The sequence below is a fragment of the Streptomyces sp. NPDC045955 genome (genome assembly GCF_056430805.1).
The window spans coordinates 482,436-502,107 of the sequence record NZ_JBWKKY010000004.1; the positions used below are offsets into that span (position 1 = coordinate 482,436).

Annotated in this window: 16 protein-coding genes; 10 read left to right on the plus strand and 6 right to left on the minus strand. The window is 71.4% G+C overall.

Features of this window, described 5'->3' with window-relative positions; translation table 11 throughout:
• Positions 1–12: 12 nt before the first annotated feature.
• From AC07F0_RS11400 to AC07F0_RS11410, 3 genes are all read right to left on the minus strand, one after another.
• On the minus strand, positions 13–264 hold the full coding sequence (locus tag AC07F0_RS11400) for a hypothetical protein (protein WP_478977153.1): 252 nt from the start codon (positions 262–264) through the stop codon (positions 13–15).
• Positions 261–764 carry a sigma factor-like helix-turn-helix DNA-binding protein gene (locus tag AC07F0_RS11405; RefSeq protein ID WP_478977155.1) on the minus strand — a complete coding sequence of 168 codons (504 nt, stop codon included), beginning with the start codon at positions 762–764 and terminating at the stop codon, positions 261–263. The genes AC07F0_RS11400 and AC07F0_RS11405 overlap by 4 nt, the downstream gene beginning before the upstream one ends.
• Positions 765–1,036: 272 nt before the next feature.
• Complete coding sequence (locus AC07F0_RS11410) at positions 1,037–1,543, minus strand: MarR family winged helix-turn-helix transcriptional regulator (protein WP_208641395.1); 507 nt, start codon at positions 1,541–1,543, stop codon at positions 1,037–1,039.
• Between the two features lie 163 nt (positions 1,544–1,706).
• Here AC07F0_RS11410 and ilvA point away from each other — a divergent pair, with 163 nt between their 5' ends.
• The 3 genes from ilvA (at position 1,707) to AC07F0_RS11425 (ending at position 4,922) form a co-directional block, all read left to right on the plus strand.
• Positions 1,707–2,936, plus strand: a complete 1,230-nt coding sequence (gene ilvA / locus AC07F0_RS11415) for a threonine ammonia-lyase (protein WP_478977158.1) — start codon at positions 1,707–1,709, stop codon at positions 2,934–2,936.
• Between the two features lie 154 nt (positions 2,937–3,090).
• Positions 3,091–4,068 carry an ATP-binding cassette domain-containing protein gene (locus AC07F0_RS11420; RefSeq protein WP_478977161.1) on the plus strand — a complete coding sequence of 326 codons (978 nt, stop codon included), beginning with the start codon at positions 3,091–3,093 and terminating at the stop codon, positions 4,066–4,068.
• Positions 4,065–4,922 carry an ABC transporter permease gene (locus AC07F0_RS11425; protein WP_478977164.1) on the plus strand — a complete coding sequence of 286 codons (858 nt, stop codon included), beginning with the start codon at positions 4,065–4,067 and terminating at the stop codon, positions 4,920–4,922. Before AC07F0_RS11420 ends, AC07F0_RS11425 begins: the two co-directional genes overlap by 4 nt.
• 58 nt (positions 4,923–4,980) lie before the next feature.
• Here AC07F0_RS11425 and greA read toward each other — a convergent pair whose 3' ends face one another.
• Both greA and AC07F0_RS11435 read right to left on the minus strand, forming a co-directional pair.
• Positions 4,981–5,478 (minus strand): transcription elongation factor GreA, encoded by a 498-nt coding sequence (gene greA / locus AC07F0_RS11430; RefSeq protein ID WP_086842376.1) that lies wholly within the window; start codon positions 5,476–5,478, stop codon positions 4,981–4,983.
• Between the two features lie 179 nt (positions 5,479–5,657).
• Complete coding sequence (locus tag AC07F0_RS11435) at positions 5,658–6,056, minus strand: DUF4307 domain-containing protein (RefSeq protein ID WP_478977167.1); 399 nt, start codon at positions 6,054–6,056, stop codon at positions 5,658–5,660.
• Positions 6,057–6,203: 147 nt separating this feature from the next.
• On the opposite strand from AC07F0_RS11435, the gene mca reads away from it, so the two are divergent.
• Together mca and AC07F0_RS11445 are read left to right on the plus strand one after the other, a co-directional pair.
• Positions 6,204–7,085 carry a mycothiol conjugate amidase Mca gene (mca, locus tag AC07F0_RS11440; protein ID WP_436727933.1) on the plus strand — a complete coding sequence of 294 codons (882 nt, stop codon included), beginning with the start codon at positions 6,204–6,206 and terminating at the stop codon, positions 7,083–7,085.
• Entirely contained in the window at positions 7,078–7,359 is a 282-nt protein-coding gene (locus AC07F0_RS11445; RefSeq protein ID WP_478977170.1) for a hypothetical protein, read from the plus strand. The genes mca and AC07F0_RS11445 overlap by 8 nt, the downstream gene beginning before the upstream one ends.
• A 104-nt stretch (positions 7,360–7,463) precedes the next feature.
• On the opposite strand, the gene AC07F0_RS11450 is transcribed toward AC07F0_RS11445, so the two are convergent.
• The gene (locus AC07F0_RS11450; RefSeq protein WP_478977173.1) at positions 7,464–10,661 is read right to left on the minus strand and encodes a tetratricopeptide repeat protein; all 3,198 of its coding nucleotides are present in this window, start codon (positions 10,659–10,661) and stop codon (positions 7,464–7,466) included.
• 226 nt (positions 10,662–10,887) lie between these two features.
• On the opposite strand from AC07F0_RS11450, the gene AC07F0_RS11455 reads away from it, so the two are divergent.
• The 5 genes from AC07F0_RS11455 to AC07F0_RS11475 all read left to right on the plus strand — a co-directional run bounded on the left by AC07F0_RS11455 (position 10,888) and on the right by AC07F0_RS11475 (position 19,640).
• Positions 10,888–12,975, plus strand: coding sequence for a thioredoxin domain-containing protein (locus tag AC07F0_RS11455; protein WP_478977176.1), 2,088 nt, complete (start codon positions 10,888–10,890; stop codon positions 12,973–12,975).
• Positions 12,976–13,112: 137 nt separating this feature from the next.
• Complete coding sequence (locus AC07F0_RS11460) at positions 13,113–14,402, plus strand: glycosyltransferase (RefSeq protein WP_478977179.1); 1,290 nt, start codon at positions 13,113–13,115, stop codon at positions 14,400–14,402.
• Positions 14,399–16,048: an ArnT family glycosyltransferase gene (locus AC07F0_RS11465; RefSeq protein WP_478977182.1), complete on the plus strand. Its 1,650-nt coding sequence runs from the start codon at positions 14,399–14,401 to the stop codon at positions 16,046–16,048. Before AC07F0_RS11460 ends, AC07F0_RS11465 begins: the two co-directional genes overlap by 4 nt.
• The gene (locus AC07F0_RS11470) at positions 16,045–17,238 is read left to right on the plus strand and encodes a glycosyltransferase (protein ID WP_478977185.1); all 1,194 of its coding nucleotides are present in this window, start codon (positions 16,045–16,047) and stop codon (positions 17,236–17,238) included. Before AC07F0_RS11465 ends, AC07F0_RS11470 begins: the two co-directional genes overlap by 4 nt.
• Positions 17,235–19,640 (plus strand): galactose oxidase-like domain-containing protein, encoded by a 2,406-nt coding sequence (locus AC07F0_RS11475; RefSeq protein WP_478977188.1) that lies wholly within the window; start codon positions 17,235–17,237, stop codon positions 19,638–19,640. Before AC07F0_RS11470 ends, AC07F0_RS11475 begins: the two co-directional genes overlap by 4 nt.
• The last annotated feature ends 32 nt before the right edge of the window (positions 19,641–19,672 follow it).

The window sequence follows — 19,672 nt, forward strand, 5'->3', positions numbered from 1 at the left end:
AACCGGGTGGGGTCACCAGCCGGTGAGGGGTGGAGTCGTGTCCGACGGCGGCTCCACCCACGGGCGGGCCGTCAGCGCCCACACAATGAAGGCCGCGGCCGCTGCGAACATCAGCAGCCACAGCAGGCGCCGGGCGACCGTCCTGCGCCGCAGCATCCGGTTGCCCCGGCGCACCGCCTCCGCGTGAATCTCGGGCGGCACGGACCGCGACGGCGCCTGCTCCAGCAGCCTCCGTACGGTCGCCTCGCGGTCGTTCCCGCTCATGACGGCACCGCCTTCGTGGCCGGCACTGCCGGGGCCGGGCCCCGCGCGCGGTGCAGCAGGGTCGTCGTCGCCCGGTGGCAGACGGCCCGTACGCGCTCCGCGGACAGGCCGAGCAGGGCCGCCGTCTGCTCCTCGGCGACGCCCTCGTAGAGCATGAGCACCACGATGAGCCGCTCCTGCGGGCTGAGCGGGGCGAGGGGGCTCGCCGGGTGCGGCCGGGAGCGGCCGGGAGCGCCGTAGTGGTGCCACGCGCCGCGCGCGAAGCGGGTCGCCAGATACTGCCGGGTGCGGTCGTACGGATCCTCGCCGCGCAGCCGGTCCCAGCACGCGTAGGTGTGCGCCAGCGAGAGGGTCAGCAGGCGCCGCGCGCGGGGGTTGTCGTCCGGGCCTTCCGCGGTGAGCAGGGTGGCGGCGTGCAGCAGCCGCCCGGCCGCGCCCGTGACGAACGCCTCGAACTCCCGGGCCCGGCGGGCTGCCTGGGACGCATGCCGCTCTCGCATCGCGCCTCCCGCCCGACGGCGATCCTGAGGATGCGGGCCCGGCCGGGTACGCGGGCGACGGCCGCGTACGAAGGGGCCCGGTCTCATATCAGGCCAGGGGTGGCCCCGAGGTCAAGTGCCGCGCACCGAGTGGGACGGCGGCGCCAGGCGCGGGCCGCACCCGGCCGGAGCCCCACCCGGGCCCGACCGACCGCCTGCCGTAGGTGCGCCGCGGCCCGCCGGCGGACGGCGTCGGCGTCCCGCCCGCTGAGTCGGCCACGCGCGCGTGGGGGTCAGGACGGCGACTGCGCCTCCGGCCCCGGTACTCCCTGGACCGCCATCCGGGCGGACAGCGCGCTGTTGAAGCGCGTGAGGAGCGAGCAGAACGCCTCGCGCTCCTCCGGCTGCCAGTCCTCGGTCAGCTCGGCCATCAACTGCCGCCGGGACGAGCGCACTTCCTCCAGCCGCGCCTGCCCGCGCGGGGACAGCTGGAGTACCACCGCACGCCCGTCCTCGGGGTGCGACGTGCGCTTGACCAGGCCGGTGTCGACGAGCGGAGCCACCTGCCGGGTGACCGTCGACGAGTCGATCCCCATGCTCGCGGCGAGGGCCTTGACGCCCATCGGGCCTTCCTTGTCGAGACGGTTGAGCAGCAGGTACGCGGCGCGGTCCATGGAGTTGCGCACCTGCCCGACCCCGCCGAGCCGGGTCTGTTCGGCACGGCGCGCGAACACCGCCACCTCGTGCTGGAGGGTGTCGAGAAGACCGGTGTCACCGACGGTCGTCATGTCCATCGACATTTCAGGTGTTGTGGGCATGGCCGGGGGCTCACTTCGTGAAGGGCTGGCTGATTGGGGGACAGGGTACGCGGCCGGGGGGCGGGCCGTACCGGCGCTGCGCAAAGCGGGTCTCGGACGTTGGTCACAACGGCCGTTCCCGTTCGTGAACTGCGATGCTGGAGTCATGAGCTACAGCACGGCGGACTCCTTGCGGCCCGTCACCCTCGACGACGTGCGCGGCGCCCAGAAGATGCTCTCGGGCGTGGCGCGGGTGACCGCGATGGAGGGCAGCAGGCACCTGTCCCAGATGGTCGGGGCGCCGGTGCATCTCAAGTGCGAGAACCTCCAGCGGACGGGATCGTTCAAGCTGCGCGGCGCCTACGTCCGGATCGCCGGTCTGCTGCCCGAGGAGCGCGCCGCCGGTGTTGTCGCCGCGAGCGCCGGCAACCACGCGCAGGGCGTGGCCCTGGCCTCCACGCTGCTCGGCGTGCGCTCCACGGTGTTCATGCCGAAGGGCGCCCCGCTGCCCAAGGTCAGCGCCACCCGGGACTACGGGGCCGAGGTGCGGCTGCACGGCCAGGTGGTCGACGAGACGCTGACCGCCGCGCAGGAGTACGCGGCCGAGACGGGTGCGGTGTTCATCCACCCCTTCGACCACCCGGACATCATCGCGGGCCAGGGCACGGTCGGCCTGGAGATCCTGGAGCAGTGCCCGGAGGCGCGCACGATCGTGGTCGGCATCGGCGGGGGCGGGCTGGCCGCCGGGATCGCGGTGTCGGTGAAGGCGCTGCGGCCGGACCTGCGGATCGTGGGCGTCCAGGCGGAGGGCGCGGCGGCCTATCCGCCCTCGCTGGCGGCGGGCCGGCCCGTCACGGTCGAGAATCCGGCGACGATGGCCGACGGCATCAAGGTCGGGCGGCCCGGGGACGTGCCGTTCGGGATCGTCGGCGAGCTGGTCGACGAGGTGCGGACGGTCAGCGAGGACGAACTGTCCGCCGCGCTGCTGCTGTGCCTGGAGCGCGCCAAGCTGGTCGTGGAGCCGGCCGGGGCGAGCCCGGTCGCGGCGCTGCTGAGCCGGCCGGATTCCTTCGAGGGGCCGGTCGTCGCGGTGCTGTCCGGCGGCAACGTCGATCCGGTGCTGATGCAGCGGGTGCTGCGGCACGGCATGGCCGCGCAGGGCCGCTACCTGGCCGTCCGGCTGCGGCTGACGGACCGGCCCGGGGCCTTGGCCACACTTCTGGGCGTGTTGTCAGTGGTCGACGCTAACGTCCTCGATGTGAGCCATGTACGGACCGACCCACGGCTGGGGCTCACGGAGGCGGAGGTCGAGCTGCACCTGGAGACGAAGGGCCCGGCGCACTGCGTCGAGGTGGGCCAGGCGCTGCGCGAGGCGGGCTACACGGTCATGGGCTGACCGCCTGCCGAGCCCGGCGCGCCGGGCTCAAGATCTTTCGTTGCACGGGAGCAGAACGCGGAAAGTCTCATTGTAAGACGCGATACATCGCGTTATGGTGTGTCGTGAAGCGTGATTCCCCTGTCCGGTGCTCCCCGAAGACGTGGAGATTCATATGCCAGCCGCCATCCATGCCGAAGGGCTGGTCAAGACCTTCGGTGACGTAAGGGCCTTGGACGGAGTCGACCTCGACGTGCCCGAGGGCACGGTCCTCGGCCTGCTCGGGCCGAACGGCGCGGGCAAGACGACGACCGTCCGCTGCCTGACCACCCTGCTGCGCCCCGACAGCGGCCGGGCAGTCGTCGCGGGTATCGACGTGCTCAAACGGCCCGACGCCGTCCGCCGCTCCATCGGCCTGTCCGGCCAGTTCGCGGCCGTCGACGAGTACCTGACCGGCCGCGAGAACCTGTACATGGTCGGCCGGCTCTACCAGATGAAGGCGAAGGCGGCGAAGGAGCGCGCGGCCGAACTGCTGGAGCAGTTCCACCTCGCGGACGCGGCCGACCGCCCCACCAAGACCTACTCCGGAGGCATGCGCCGCCGGCTCGACCTCGCGGCGGCCCTCGTCGTCTCGCCGCCCGTGATGTTCATGGACGAGCCGACGACCGGCCTCGATCCCCGCAACCGCCAGCAGCTGTGGGAGGTCATCAAGCAACTGGTCTCCGGCGGCACGACACTGCTGCTGACCACGCAGTACCTGGAAGAGGCCGACCACCTGGCACACGACATCGCGGTGGTCGACCACGGCAAGGTCATCGCCCAGGGCACCTCCGACCAGCTCAAGGCCCGCACCGGCGGCGAGCGCGTCGAGGTCGTGGTGCACGAACGCGAGCACATCCAGGCCGCCGCCGAGGTGCTCACCGGCTTCGGCAAGGGCGACACCACGGTCGAGGAGCACATGCGCAAGCTCACCGCGCCCGTCACCGGCGGCGCCAAGCTCCTCGCCGAGGTCATCCGGGAGCTGGACACCCGGGGCATCGAGATCGACGACATCGGCCTGCGCCGGCCGACCCTCGACGACGTCTTCCTGTCGCTGACGGGACACGTGGCCGAGGCGAAGAACGAGGACAACGACGAGGAGGCCGTGAAGTGAGCGCCGTCACCGACACCGTGCGGGTCGCGCCGGCCGCGAACCCGGTCAGCCAGTCGATCCGTGACTCGCTGGTCGTCGCGCAACGCAACCTGATCCGCATGTCCCGGATCCCCGAAATGATCATCTACGGACTGATCCAGCCGATCATGTTCGTGGTGCTCTTCACCTACGTCTTCGGCGGTTCCATGCAGATCGGCAGCAGCACCAGCGCCGTCGACTACAAGAACTTCCTGATGGCGGGCATCTTCGCGCAGACCGTCACGTTCGCCACCGCCAGCTCGGGCGCCGGCATCGCCGACGACATGCACAAGGGCCTCATCGACCGCTTCCGCTCCCTGCCCATGGCGCGCGGCGCGGTGCTCACCGGGCGTACCCTCGCCGACTCCGCGCAGACGGCCCTCACCCTGGTCGTCCTCGCGGCCGTCGCCCTCCTGGTCGGCTGGCGCGTCGGGTCCGACGGCGACACCAACGCCGGCAAGGTGCTCGGGGCCTTCGGCCTGCTGCTCCTGCTCGGCTACGCGTTCACCTGGATCGGCGCCCTGATCGGCATGTCCGTGCGGACCCCGGAGGCGGCCACGTCCAGCGGGCTGATCTGGCTCTTCCCGGTCACCTTCATCTCGAACGCGTTCGTGGACACCAGCCACATGACCCCGTGGCTGCGCCACATCGCCGAGTGGAATCCCTTCAGCGCCACGGTCCAGGCCTGCCGCGTGCTGTTCGCCAACCCGGGCCAGTCGTCGTCGGACGCCTGGCCCATGCAGCACCCCGTCTGGGCCTCGCTGATCTACTCGATCCTGATCCTGGTCGTCTTCCGGACGCTGGCGGTGCGCAAGTACCGCTCCGCGACGGCATGACGATGCCCCCGGCGCCGCGAGGACGCCGGGGGCGCGTCAGGACTTCGGCAGGGGCGGTTCAGCCCTCGTACGGCTCGGCCTTGAGGATCTTCACCGAGGCCTTCTTGCCGTTCGGCAGCTCGTACTGCGCGTCCTCGCCGACCTTGTGGCCGATCACGCCGGTGCCCAGCGGGGACTGCGGGGAGTACGTCTCGATGTCGGCGCTCGCGTACTCGCGCGAGGCGAGCAGGAACGTCAGCGTGTCGTCCTCGTCACCGTCGAAGGCGATCGTGACGACCATGCCGGGCGCCACGGCGCCGTCCGCCGCGGGCGCCTCGCCGACCTTGGCGCTCTCGAGGAGCTGGGTGAGCTGGCGCACACGGAGTTCCTGCTTGCCCTGCTCCTCCTTGGCTGCGTGGTACCCGCCGTTCTCACGCAGGTCGCCCTCCTCGCGCGCGGCGGCGATCTTCGCGGAGATCTCAGCCCGCGCGGGACCAGTAAGGTACTCAAGCTCAGCCTTGAGCTTGTTGTACGCCTCCTGGGTCAGCCAGGTGACGTTCTCGCTGGTCTGGGTCACAGGTGCTCCTCGTAGGTACTGGGAATACAAAGCATCGCCCTACCCAGAAGCATGTTCCTTCACGGATGGGCGAAACCACGAGCCTAACAATTCAGGGGCAGAAGGGGGAGGACATAAGCCACCAGTTTCACGTCAACGCAGGTCAGGCGCTACGTATTGCAGGTGACTCGGGCGGGGTCTCAGCCGGTGTGGCAGCCCAGCAGCTCGGCCGTCGTCCCCGGGGAGGTCGTACGGAGCGTGACGACCTTGTCGATGCGGGTGGCGTCCCCGTCGAAGCGGAAATCGGCCCGGCCGACCTCGGCACCGTTCTCGGCCTGCGAGCGCACGGTGCAGTAGCCCTCGGCACCGGCGTCCTTGCGGACCTCCAGATGCACCCGCACGGACTCCTTGCCGGGCTCGAAGCTGATCACCTCGGCGCTGATCTCGCTCTGGGCGACGTAGTGGTAGCCGAACCAGGCGACGAGCCCCAGCAGCGCCGCCGCGAGGACAGCGCCGACGATCTTGAGTGTGCGGTCGGCGCGCTCGTCCGAGGCACGGCCGTAACGCCCCTCGGGCGGTCGCGTGCTCACCGTACTCATGATCGTCCTCCAGACAGAGCCGGGACGAACGCCCCGTAAGGCGACCCGGGACCGGGGCCCGGAATTATTCGCCCCCCGGTTCGGTCACTATAGAAGCCGCTGATTGCGCCGACGCACACAGGGCGCCGACTTACTGAGGAATGAGTCTTGACTGACCAGTTGCGACTGATGGCCGTTCACGCCCACCCCGACGACGAGTCGAGCAAGGGCGCGGCGACCATGGCCAAGTACGTGTCCGAGGGGGTGGACGTGCTGGTCGTGACCTGCACGGGCGGGGAACGCGGCTCCATCCTCAATCCGAAGCTCCAGGGGGACAAGTACGTCGAGGAGCACATCCACGAGGTACGCAAGAAGGAGATGGACGAGGCCCGGGAGATCCTGGGCGTCAAGCAGGAGTGGCTCGGCTTCGTCGACTCGGGCCTGCCCGAGGGCGACCCGCTGCCGCCGCTGCCGGAGGGCTGCTTCGCCCTGGAGGACGTCGACCACGCGGCCGGTGAGCTGGTGCGGAAGATCCGCGCCTTCCGTCCCCAGGTGATCACGACCTACGACGAGAACGGCGGCTATCCGCACCCCGACCACATCATGACCCACAAGATCTCGATGGTGGCGTTCGAGGGGGCGGCGGACACCGAGAAGTACCCGGAGGCCGAGTACGGCCCCGCGTACCAGCCGCAGAAGCTCTACTACAACCAGGGTTTCAACCGCCCCCGCACCGAGGCGCTGCACCAGGCGATGCTCGACCGGGGTCTGGAGTCCCCCTACGGGGACTGGCTCAAGCGCTGGGACGAGTTCGGCATGAAGCAGCGCACGCTCACCACGCACGTGCCCTGCGCCGACTTCTACGAGATCCGCGACAAGGCGCTGATCGCGCACGCCACGCAGATCGACCCGGACGGCGGCTGGTTCAAGGTGCCGATGGAGATCCAGAAGGAGGTCTGGCCGACGGAGGAGTACGAGCTGGCGAAGTCCCTCGTCGATACCTCCCTCCCCGAGGACGACCTCTTCGCGGGCGTCCGCGACAATGCCTGACATGAGCGCAAGCGCAAGCCTGGCCATGACGCACCTCGTCACCTTCGCCAAGGAGGTCGACGAGGACAAGGTCACCCCCGGCGTCCTCGGCTTCATCGTCTTCGCGGCGATGGCCCTGGCGGTGTGGGCCCTGATGAAGTCGATGAGCCGGCACATGAACAGGGTCGACTTCACGCAGGTCCCGGACCCCAAGGCCGAGCAGGCCGACCCGGCCGCGCAGCCGGAGTCCGCGGACGCGGAGGCCTCCGGCCAGGGCAAGCAGCAGCAGGGCTGACGTCCCTCCCGGGGCCGGGCGATCCGGCTCTCCCCTGGAGGACACCCGTCGGCGGCCGACCGCCGCCGACGGGTACGTCGCGCGCCCGCCCCGGGCGGGGCTCCTTACGCCTTCGACTCCACGGCCACCCCCATCACCTCCCGCGCATGCCGGTTCGGCACCATGCCCAGGCGCCAGGCCTGCCAGCCCGCCTCCAGGGTCACGCCGCGTTCCAGCAGCAGGGCGTACGCGTCGAGGTAGTCGTCCAGCTTCTGGTCGCGCAGCGGATGGCTCGCGCGGGACAGCTGGGCCAGTTCCTCCTGGGCCACGGCCGTGCCGACCTCCATGCCGCCGGGGGCCGCGTACGGCAGCAGGGTGCAGCGCAGGAAGCGGGCCCAGTCCTCGCCCCGGCGGTCGCCGTACGACATGAAGAGGCCGGCCGCCTCGTCGCACAGGTCCAGGGCCTGCTGGGTGCGGGCGTTGCCCGCGTCCACCACCGCCAGCTCCAGGCAGGTCCACGCCTCGCCGTGGGCGACGCCGATGCGCTGGAAGTCGGCGCGGGCGTCCACCAGGAGCTGGCGGGCGAAGCCGGAGTTGCGCAGGGAGCCCGTCTGGGCGGCACGCTGGTCGCGGGTGACGCGGGCCGAGTGGTGGCGGGCGCAGGCCAGGCCGTAGACGTCCCGCATGCGGGAGAACATCGTGCGGGAGCGTTCCAGTTCGCGGACGGCCTGGTCCAGGTTGCCCGTCTCCTCCAGAGCCTGGCCGAGGTAGTACAGCGTCCACGCCTCGCCGCGCGCGTCCTCGTTCTCGCGGTGCCGGGCGGCGGCCCCGCGCAGTTCCTCCACGGCCGGCGACGCGTCACCGGCGACCAGCAGGGCGCGGGCCAGCTGGGTCAGGGCCCAGGCCTCGCCGCGGGCGTCCCGGGTGCGGCCGTACAGCTCCAGGGCCGCCCGCAGCTCGGCCTCGGCCCGCGGGACGTCGCCCATGCGCAGGCCCAGCTGGCCGAGCTGAAAGTGCGCCCAGGCCTGGCCGTGCACGGACTCGCCCCGCCGGTGCAGCACCAGCGACTCGTTCAGCAGGTCCAGCGCCTCCGCCAGCCGGGCCCGGTCCCGTTCCACCGCCGCCAGGGCGTGCATCGTCCACGCCCGGTCCGTCGCCAGTTCGGCGGAGGACTGCAGGGCCAGGGCCTCGCGGAGCTTCGCCGACGCCTCCGTCAGATTGCCCTGGTGGTGCAGGGTGATGCCGAGGGAGCACAGGGCGCGGGCGGCACCCGCGTCGTGATGGGCCTCCCGGTACAGGTCGACGACCGAGGCGAGGGTCGTCCGCGCCTTGTCCAGTTCGCCGAGCTGCCGTGCCGCGATGCCGGTGCGCCACTGCACCGAGCGGACCAGCAGGCCCTCGTCCACCGCCTGGGCCAGCTCGCTGATCTCGCCCAGGCGGTAGAGGTCGCCGCGCAGCAGGCAGTAGTCGCACAGGGCGCCCAGGAGGTTCAGGACCGCCGCCCGGTCCACGCCCTCGGCGTGCCGCAGCGCCGCCGTGATGAAGCTCGACTCGTCGTCCAGCCAGCGCAGCGCCTCGTCGAGGGAGGGGAAGCCGTACGGGCTGAAGCGGTTCGTGCGGGTGGACATGTTGCCGTCGACCATGCGCAGCACCGAGTCGGCCAGCTCGGCGTAGTTCACGATCAGCCGCTCCTGCGCCGCCGTGCGCTCGGCCGGTTCCTCCTCGTCGAGGAGCCGGGCCTGGGCGAAGGCGCCGACCAGGGCGTGCAGCCGGTAGCGGTCGCCCCGGACGTGGTCGATCAGACCGGCGCGGGTCAGCGCCTGGAGGTGGCGCGTGGCCTCCGCCTCGTCGGTGGCCAGCAGCGCTGCGGCCGCGGCGGCGCCCAGCGAGGCCCGGCCGGCCAGGGCCAGCCGGCGCAGCAGCCGCCGTACGGGCTCCGGCTGGTCGGTGTAGCGCAGCCACAGGGCGCGCTCGACCGGATCGACCGGGCCGTACGCCCCGAGGTCCGTGGCGAGCGCGCGCGGGGAGCGGAGGCCGAGGCACGAGCCGGCGATGCGCAGTGCCAGCGGCAGCCCGCCGCACAGCTCCCGGACCCGGTCGGCGGACTCGGCGTCGTACGGCCCGGAACGGTCCTGGGCCGCCGCGCCCAGCAGTTCCTCCGCGCCCGCGGCGTCCAGCGGGTCCACGGGCAGCTGGTGCACCCGCGCGGGCAGCTCGCCCAGCTCCAGCGGGCCCCGCGCGGTCACCAGCACCAGGCTGTCGGACCGCTCCGGGACCAGGGCGCGGACCTGCCCGGCGTCCGATGCGTCGTCCAGGACGACCGTGACCGGCAGGCCGGTCAGATGCTGGTGGTACAGCTCGCTCAGCCGCTTGACCTGCTGGTCGGGGGAGGAGCGCTCGCGGAACAGCAGTTGCTCGCGGGGTGCGCCGAGCCGGTTGAGCAGATGCAGCAGGGCGTCGCGGGTGGACAGCGGGGACTCGCCCAGGCCGTCGGCGCGCAGGTCGACGACGCACGCGCCGCGGAAGTAGTCCTTCAGTTCGTGCGTGGCGTGCACGGCGAGGGTCGTGCGGCCGCTGCCGGGCGTGCCGTGCAGGACGACCACCGTCGGCTGGGTCTCCGTGCTCGCCCGGGCCGCCTGCACCCACTGCCGGATCTGCGCCAGCTCCTGCCGCCGCCCCGCGAACGGCTGAGCCGGTTCGGGGAGCTGCGCGAAGGACTGCTCCAGCACGTTGCGCCCGCGCGCCGCCGCGCTCTTGTCGGCGCCCCGCAGCCGCGGCCCGGTCTTCTTCGGCCCCGTGGAGGCGGCGAGCACCCGCTGCTGGTCCAGGAACGGCCGGATGCCCCGCACCTCCAGTGCCGTCAGCCACTGCAGCCGCAGCTGTTCGGGCCCGCCCGGCTGGCTCGCGGCCCCGGCCCGGTGGTGTGCGGCCGGCAGATGGGAGCCGACGACCTTCACGACGGTCGCCGCGGCGCCCACGACGCCCACGGTCAGGCCCGCCCCCAGCGCCGTCCCGGTGTCCGTGCCGAGGGCCATGTCGGCGACGACGGCCGCGACCGCCGCGACCCCGGCCACCAGCAGCGGTGTCCCGCCGCCCTCCCGGGCGTAGCGCTGCCCGAAGGTGAGCTGACCGGCCGCCGCCTCGTCCAGGGCGCGCGTGTAGGCCTCGTACTCCTCGGCCGCGCTCTGCGCCATGGCGTCGAGCGCCCCGCGCGCCCGCGCGAGCAGCACCTTCCCGTCCGTGCGCCCGCCCGTCCGGCGGACCTCCTCCTCCACGGCCCGTGCCAACAACCGCTCGGCATCCGCCCGATGACTGTCCCGCATGTCACGTCCCCCTCCGCGGCACCGGCGTACCTGAGTCGTCGTCCCGGTCGTTTCCTTGGTCAAGTGTGCTGCCCACGGCGCATCGGGGCGAGGGGGCGTGCCCGGCCCGATTATGTGAAGACGCGGGCGGCTTGAGGCGTCGCGCGTCCGTCGGGCGTGCGCCCCGGGCGGCGCCCGCGCGGCGCCTGACGCGTGCCGGGCCGGGTACTGCGGCAGGATGGACACCATGCCGAACCGACTGGCGCACGAGACGTCCCCCTACCTCCTTCAGCACGCCGACAACCCCGTGGACTGGTGGCCCTGGTCGGCGGAGGCCTTCGAGGAGGCCCGTAAGCGGAACGTGCCCGTGCTGCTCAGTGTCGGCTACAGCAGCTGTCACTGGTGTCACGTCATGGCTCACGAGTCCTTCGAGGACCAGCAGACCGCCGAGTACCTCAACGCGCACTTCGTGAGCGTGAAGGTCGACCGCGAGGAGCGCCCGGACGTCGACGCGGTCTACATGGAGGCCGTGCAGGCGGCGACCGGCCAGGGCGGCTGGCCCATGACCGTCTTCCTCACCCCGGACGCCGAGCCGTTCTACTTCGGCACGTACTTCCCGCCCGCCCCGCGCCAGGGCATGCCGTCCTTCCGGCAGGTGCTCCAGGGCGTCCACCAGGCGTGGGAGGAGCGACGGGACGAGGTCACCGAGGTCGCCGGGAAGATCGTCCGGGATCTGGCCGGGCGGGAGATCTCCTACGGCGACGCGCAGACGCCCGGCGAGCAGGAACTCGCGCAGGCCCTGCTCGCGCTCACCCGTGAGTACGACCCGCAGCGCGGCGGATTCGGCGGGGCGCCGAAGTTCCCGCCGTCCATGGTGCTGGAGTTCCTGCTGCGCCACCACGCCCGCACCGGTGCCGAGGGCGCCCTGCAGATGGCGCAGGACACCTGCGAGCGCATGGCCCGCGGCGGCATCTACGACCAGCTCGGCGGCGGCTTCGCCCGCTACTCGGTCGACCGCGACTGGATCGTGCCGCACTTCGAGAAGATGCTGTACGACAACGCGCTGCTGTGCCGGGTCTACGCCCACCTCTGGCGTGCCACCGGCTCCGAGCTCGCCCGCCGGGTCGCTCTGGAGACCGCCGACTTCATGGTGCGCGAACTGCGCACCGCCGAGGGCGGGTTCGCCTCCGCGCTGGACGCCGACAGCGAAGAGGAGGTGCCGCGCGAAGCGCGTCTTCAGAAGGGTGGTGGCGAGCGACAGGAGGGCGGCACCGGCAGGCACGTCGAGGGCGCGTACTACGTGTGGACGCCGGAGCAGCTGCGCGAGGTCCTCGGTGAGCAGGACGCCGAGCTCGCGGTCCAGTACTTCGGGGTGACCGAGGAGGGCACGTTCGAGCACGGTCAGTCCGTCCTCCAACTGCCACAGCAGGACGGTTTGTTCGATGCCGGGAGGATCGCCTCCATCCGAGAGCGGCTACTGGCGGAGCGGGCCGGTCGTCCCGCCCCGGGCCGGGACGACAAGGTCGTCGCCGCCTGGAACGGGCTCGCGATCGCCGCGCTCGCCGAGACCGGCGCCTACTTCGACCGGCCCGACCTCGTCGAGGCCGCCCTCGCCGCCGCCGATCTCCTCGTCCGGCTGCACCTCGACGAGCAGGCCCGGCTCACCCGCACCAGCAAGGACGGTCACGCCGGCGCCAACGCGGGCGTGCTGGAGGACTACGGCGACGTGGCGGAGGGCTTCCTCGCGCTGGCGTCCGTCACGGGGGAAGGCGTCTGGCTGGAGTTCGCCGGGTTCCTGCTCGACCACGTCCTGGCGCGTTTCACCGACGAGGAGTCGGGCGCGATGTTCGACACGGCCGCCGACGCCGAGCGGCTGATCCGCCGCCCGCAGGACCCGACCGACAACGCCGCCCCGTCCGGCTGGAGCGCGGCGGCGGGCGCCCTGCTGAGCTACGCCGCGCACACCGGGTCGGAGCCCCACCGCACCGCCGCGGAGAAGGCCCTCGGCGTCGTCAAGGCGCTCGGGCCGCGCGTGCCACGCTTCATCGGCTGGGGGCTCGCCGCCGCCGAGGCCGCGCTGGACGGGCCGCGTGAGGTCGCGATCGTGGGGCCGTCCCTCGGTCACGAGGGGACGAGGGCCCTGCACCGCACGGCACTTCTGGGCACCGCGCCGGGCGCGGTCGTCGCCGTCGGCGCCCCGGGGAGCGACGAGTTTCCGCTGCTCGCGGACCGTCCGCTGGTCGGCGGTGAACCAGCCGCGTACGTCTGCCGTAACTTCACATGTGACGCCCCGACGACCGAAGTTGAAAGGTTGCGAGCGGCGTTGAGCAGCTGAAGTCGGGAATCAACGGAAACATGCTCTTTATCTGAACAGCCCCCAGGCTTCACAGTTCCCCCTTAATCTCTGCACAGTGCCGTGACGGATGAGGTAAGCCGTCACGGCGGGGGGTTCTGGGATCTGGGGGGATCTGTTTGCTGACGTCTGTCTTCATCGCTGCCGTTTCACTGGCCCTGTTCTGGATGGCTGCGTTCACCCTGTGGTGGCAGATGCACGCCTGGCGTACGCCGGAAGTGTTCGCCTCCACGCGGTTCAGCAGCCCGGACGGGGACGAGCACGTCTCGTTCTCGCTGCTGCTGCCCGCGCGGCACGAACAGGCGGTGCTGGACCACACGATCCAGCGGCTGCTGGAGTCCAGTCACACCGACTTCGAGATCATCGTGATCGTCGGGCACGACGACCCGGAGACCACCGCCGTGGCCGAGCGGGCCGCGGCATGTGATGCACGGGTCCGGGTCGTCGTCGACCGCCACGAGAAGAAGAACAAGCCGAAGGCCATGAACTCGGCCCTGCCGCACTGCCGCGGCGACGTCGTCGGCGTCTTCGACGCGGAGGACCAGGTCCATCCCGAGCTCCTCGCGCACGTCGACCACGCCTTCCGCACCACCGGCGCGGACGTCGTCCAGGGCGGCGTGCAGCTGATCAACTTCCACTCCAGCTGGTACAGCCTGCGCAACTGCCTGGAGTACTTCTTCTGGTTCCGCTCGCGGCTCCACCTGCACGCGCAGAAAGGTTTCATCCCGCTCGGCGGCAACACCGTCTTCGTCCGCACCGGCGTCCTCAGGGAAGCCGGCGGCTGGGACCCGGACTGCCTCGCCGAGGACTGCGACCTGGGCGTAAGGCTCTCCAGCGTCGGCAAGAAGGTCGTCGTCGCCTACGACTCCGACATGGTGACCCGCGAGGAGACCCCGGGCTCGCTGATGTCCCTGCTGAAGCAGCGCACCCGCTGGAACCAGGGATTCCTCCAGGTGTACCGGAAGAAGGACTGGAAGCAACTGCCCACCCTCGGGCAGCGGCTGCTCGCCCGCTACACCCTGATGACACCGTTCATGCAGGCCTTCACCGGCCTGATCATCCCGCTGAACGTGGCGATCGCGCTGTTCCTGGACGTCCCCGTCGGCGTCGCCTTCATCACCTTCCTGCCGGCCGTCACCGCGCTGGTCACCTTCGTCTTCGAGATCGTCGGACTGCACGACTTCGGCAAGCAGTACGGGCTGCGCGTGCGGTTCGCGCACTACCTGAAGCTGGTCGTGGGCGGCCCCTTCTACCAGGTCCTGCTCGCCGGGGCGGCCGTCCGTGCCGTGTGGCGTGAGCAGCGCGGCCGCACCGACTGGGAGCTGACGAGCCACGTCGGCGCGCATCTCGACGAGACGGCCGTGACCCGGCAGGACGTCCCCGTGACCCGAGAGGACGTTCCCGCGTGACCTCCACCCTTCCCGCGGTGACCACAGCGAAGGTTCCCGCGCAGCGCCGGCCCGTGTCCGGCGCCGATGCGCACCGGCAAGCGGAGCCGCCGAGCCGGCTGCGCTCCTCCCGGTCCGACCTGCTCCTGTGCGGTGTCCTCCTCGTGGCGATCCTCGTCGTGCAGGGCTGGAACATCGCCGACTACCCGGCCCTCAGCGACGACGAGGGCACCTACCTCGCCCAGGCCTGGTCGGTCCAGCAGGGCGACGGCCTCGCCCACTACACCTACTGGTACGACCACCCGCCGCTGGGCTGGATCCAGATCGCCGTGCTGACCTGGATCCCCGCGCTGATCAGCCCCGAGTCGATGACGGTCGGCACCATGCGCGCCACGATGCTGGTGATCAGCGGCATCAGCGCGGTCCTCGTCTACGTCCTGGGCCGCCGCCTCGCCCTGCCCCGCTGGGCGGCTGCGCTCGGCATGGTCTTCTTCGGCCTCTCGCCGCTGGCGGTCGTCCTCCAGCGGGAGATCTTCCTCGACAACCTCGCGGTGATGTGGACGCTGCTGGCCTTCACGCTGGCCGCCTCCCCGAGCCGCCACCTCTGGCACCACTTCGGCGCGGGCATGGCGGCGGCGGCGGCCGTCCTCACCAAGGAGACGATGCTCATCGTCCTGCCCGCCCTGTTCCTCACCATGTGGCGGCACAGCCACCGGGACACCCGCAAGTTCGCCCTCACCGGAGCCGTCACGGCCTGTGCCCTGATCGGCTTCTCGTATCCGCTGTTCGCCCTGCTCAAGGGCGAGCTGCTGCCCGGCGCCGGGCACGTCTCCCTCTGGGACGGCGTCAAGTACCAGATGACCAGACCGGGTTCGGGCTTCATCCTGGACCAGGGCTCCGGCTCCTGGGGCGTGCTCCAGTCGTGGCTGTACTACGACAGGATCCTGCCGCTGGGCGGCCTCGCGGGCGCCCTGCTGCTCCTCGTCACCTGGCGCTGGTCCGTCACGGCGCGCGCCCTGGCCGGACCGGCCCTGGCCGTCGCCATCTTCGCCGCGCTGGCCCTGCGTCCCAACGGCTACCTGCCCGCGATGTACGTCATCCAGGCCCTGCCCTTCCTCGCCCTCGTCCTCGCCGGCGGAACCGCCTCCGTCGCCCACGCGGTACTGAGCCGCCGGCGCTCCGAGGCGGAGAATCGATACATCAGCGCGGGCCGGTACGCGCTCGCCGCGGTCCTCGCTCTCGCCGCCGGCGCCTACGTCGTACCGCACTGGTACGACGGCGCCCGCACCGCCGTCACCACCGACGCCAACGCCCCCTACAAGGCGGCGTCCCGGTGGCTGGCCACCGAGGTCGAGAACCCGGAGCGCACCCGAGTGCTGGTCGACGACGCCCTCTGGCTCGACCTCGTGCACCAGGGCTACCGGCCGGGGCTCGGCGTCATCTGGTTCTACAAGGCCGACCTCGACCCGGCGGTGACGAAGACGATGCCGCGCGGCTGGAAGGACCTCGACTACGTCGTCGCCTCGCCGACCGTGCGGCGTGACGCGGCCGACCTGCCCAACGTCAAGGCCGCCATGGAGAACTCGGCCCCGGTCGCCACCTTCGGCACCGGTCCGGACCGCATCGAGATCCGACAGATCCAGACCACCGCCGGAGGCGCGCGATGAGCCAGGAGTCCACCGTCCCCGGAGAGGTCGTCGAGACCGCCGAGATCCCCGAACCGGGCGCCGTCACCATCGTCGTACCGACGTTCAACGAGTCGGCGAACGTACGGCAGCTGCTGCACCAGATCACCGAGGCCGTGCCGGCCCGGCTGCCGTGCGAAGTCCTCTTCGTGGACGACTCCACCGACGACACGCCCGAGGTCATCCAGAAGGCGGCGCAGGACTGCCCCTTCCCGGTGACCGTCCTGCACCGCGAGGAGCCGGTGGGCGGGCTCGGGGGCGCGGTCGTCGAGGGACTGAAGGCCGCCACGTCCGACTGGATCGTCGTCATGGACGGCGACTGCCAGCACCCGCCGTCCCTCGTGCCGGACCTGGTCGCCACCGGCGAGCGGGCGAACGCCGGGCTGGTCGTCGCCTCCCGGTACATCAAGGGCGGCAGCCGGGCGGGGCTCGCGGGCAGCTACCGCGTGGCCGTCTCACGCGGGGCGACCTGGCTGACCAAGGCGCTGTTCCCGCGCCGGCTGCACGGCATCAGCGACCCGATGAGCGGCTTCTTCGCGATCCGCCGCAGCGCGGTCACGGCCGAGGTGCTCCAGCCGCTCGGCTACAAGATCCTCCTCGAACTCGCCGTGCGCAGCCGCCCGCGCCAGGTCACCGAGGTGCCCTTCGTCTTCCAGGACCGGTTCGCCGGGGAGTCGAAGTCGACCGCGCAGGAGGGGCTGCGGTTCCTGCGCCACCTGGCCGGGCTGCGCGCCGCCTCGCCGGTCGCGCGCATGGTCGGCTTCGGCCTGATCGGGCTCACCGGTTTCCTGCCGAACCTGCTGGGCCTGTGGGCGCTGACCGCCGTCGGCATGCACTACGTACCGGCGGAGATCCTCGCCAACCAGCTCGGCGTCGCCTGGAACTTCCTGCTCATCGAGCACCTGCTGTTCCGGGAGCGGCGCCGGCACCGGCGCTGGTGGGACCGGGCCGGCCGGTTCGCGCTGCTCGCCAACGCCGATCTGGTGCTGCGCATCCCGCTGATCGCCCTGTTCGTGCACCAGCTGCACCTGGGCGTGCTGTCCGCCACCGCGCTCGCGCTGGTGACGACGTTCGTCCTGCGCTTCGTGGCGACCGAAGCGCTGGTCTACCTGCCGCGCCGGGCCGGCGAGAAGCCCGTGCGCGACGGCCGCACCGTGAGGAGAGCCGTGTGAACACGTACCGGAGAAGAACCGCACTCGCCTGCGTGGGCGCGCTCACGGCCGGCCTCCTGCTGACCGCACCCCAGCCCGCCTCCGCCGCCAACCTCATCAGGAACCCCGGCTTCGAGACCGCCGGCGCCGGGGACATGCCGTACTGCTGGGAGAAGTCCGGCTGGGGCGACAACGACTTCACCTTCACCACCACGGCCGACGCGCACACCGGCACCAAGGCCATGAAGGTCGAGCTGACCCGCCGCGTCGACGGCGACCGCAAGGCCCTGATCACCGAGTCCGCCGAGTGCGCGCCGGTGGTGACGCCGGGCAGGCAGTACGACCTCGGGCTCTGGTACAAGACGACCACCCCCGACGCGGCTATCACACTGTTCCGGCACGACGCGACGGCCGGCTGGCAGTACTGGACCGACCTCAAGACGCTGGACCTGGCCGGCACCTGGAAAGAGGCCACGGTCCGCACCCCCGAGGTCCCGGCCGGCACGGACCGCATCTCCTGGGGCGTCTCCGTCTACGGCACCGGCTCGGCCACGACCGACGACTACAGGATGGACCAGGTCCCCGGCCCGGTCCTGCCGCCGAAGTGCACGGGCACGGCCGAGCAGTGCGCGAACGGCAAGTGGGACGTACTGCCCACGAAGAACCCGGTCCGTTCCATGCACTCCGTCGTCCTCAACAACGGCAAGGTGCTGCTGATCGCGGGCTCCGGCAACGACGAGTCGATGTTCAAGGCCGGCACCTTCACCTCGGCCGTCTACAACCCGGCGAACGGCTCCTACAAGGTCATCCCCACGCCGAAGGACATGTTCTGCGCCGGCCACGTCCAGCTCCAGGACGGCCGCGTGCTGGTGATGAGCGGCAACAAGGGCTACCCGACGGCGGACGGCCGTGTCGGCTACCAGGGCTACAAGGACTCGTACGTCTTCGACCCGGCCACCGAGACCTACACGAAGACCAACGACATGAACGACGGCCACTGGTACCCGTCGGCCACGATCCTCGGCAACGGTGACGTCATCTCCTTCGGCGGCCTGCGCGAGGACTCCACCGGCTCGGTCACCGCCGAGCTGTTCTCCGAGGCCGAGCAGCGGTGGCAGCCGCTGTGGAAGGTCAACCAGACCTGGTCGTACTGGGGTCTGTACCCGTCGATGATCCTCATGCAGGACGGCCGCCTCTTCTACTCGGGCAGCCACGTCTTCGGCAACAACATCCCCGGCACCGGCTCGGCGATCTACGACTACGGCGCCAACACCGTCACCCAGGTCCCCGGCCTCCAGAAGAAGGACGAGCGCGACCAGTCGGCCAGCGTGCTGCTGCCCCCGGCGCAGGACCAGAAGGTCCTCACCCTCGGCGGCGGCAACATCGACTCCAACCCGGAGGCGAACCGCCTGACCGACATCATCGACCTCAAGCAGCCGAACCCGTCCTACGTGGCCGGGCCGCCGATCCCGCAGGGCACGGTCGACCTCGGCAACGGGCCCGTCCCGCAGACCGGCGACCAGGGCAAGATGTACGTCTCCGCCGTGCTCCTGCCCGACGGCAAGGTGCTGGAGACGGGCGGCGCGCTGCACAACCGCGCCAACCCGGTCCACGAGACGTCGCTCTTCGACCCCGAGTCGGAGACCTTCGACCCGGTGGCCGTCGACCCCGAGGCGCGCGGCTACCACTCCTCCGCTTTCCTGCTCCCCGACGGCCGCGTGATGACCACCGGCGACAACCCGGGCAACGGCTCCTGGAACCACGACGTGTCGGTCTACAGCCCGCCCTACCTGTTCAAGGGCCCTCGACCGGCGATCACCTCGGTGATCGACACCGAGTGGAACTACGGCGACACCCAGCGGATCACCGTCGACCGGCCCATCGCCAAGGCCGAACTGATCCGCCCGGCCGCCGTCACCCACTCCTCCGACCCGAACCAGCGGTTCGTGGACCTGCCGCTGTCGGTCGACGGTGACAACGTCGACCTGAACGTGACGAGCAACCCCGACCTGGCCCCGCCCGGCTGGTACATGCTCTTCGCGGTCGACGCGAACGGGGTGCCGTCGGTGGCGAAGTGGGTGCACCTGAAGGACCCCCAGGCCCTCAGGGCGACGGACGCCTCGGCCCATGTCCACGACTTCGCGGACGCGCCGGAGGGCAAGGTCGCGGGACCCGGCAAGAAGCGCACGTCGCAGAAGGTCAGCCCGACGATCTCCGGCTGCGACCGCCACTACGGCTCGGTCAACGTCTGCGTGCCGACCGACTTCCCGGCGGAGGTGAAGAAGACGACCGCGTCCCGCTGTGAGTGGCTCAAGGCGAACGACTACGGCCGCCTGAAGGTCAACGGCAAGGACGATCCGCTCGGGCTGGACCGCGACAGGGACGGCATCGCCTGCGGCAGGAAGGACCTGACCAGGCGTTAGACGCCCTCCAGGGGGCGCGGGGAACTGCGCGA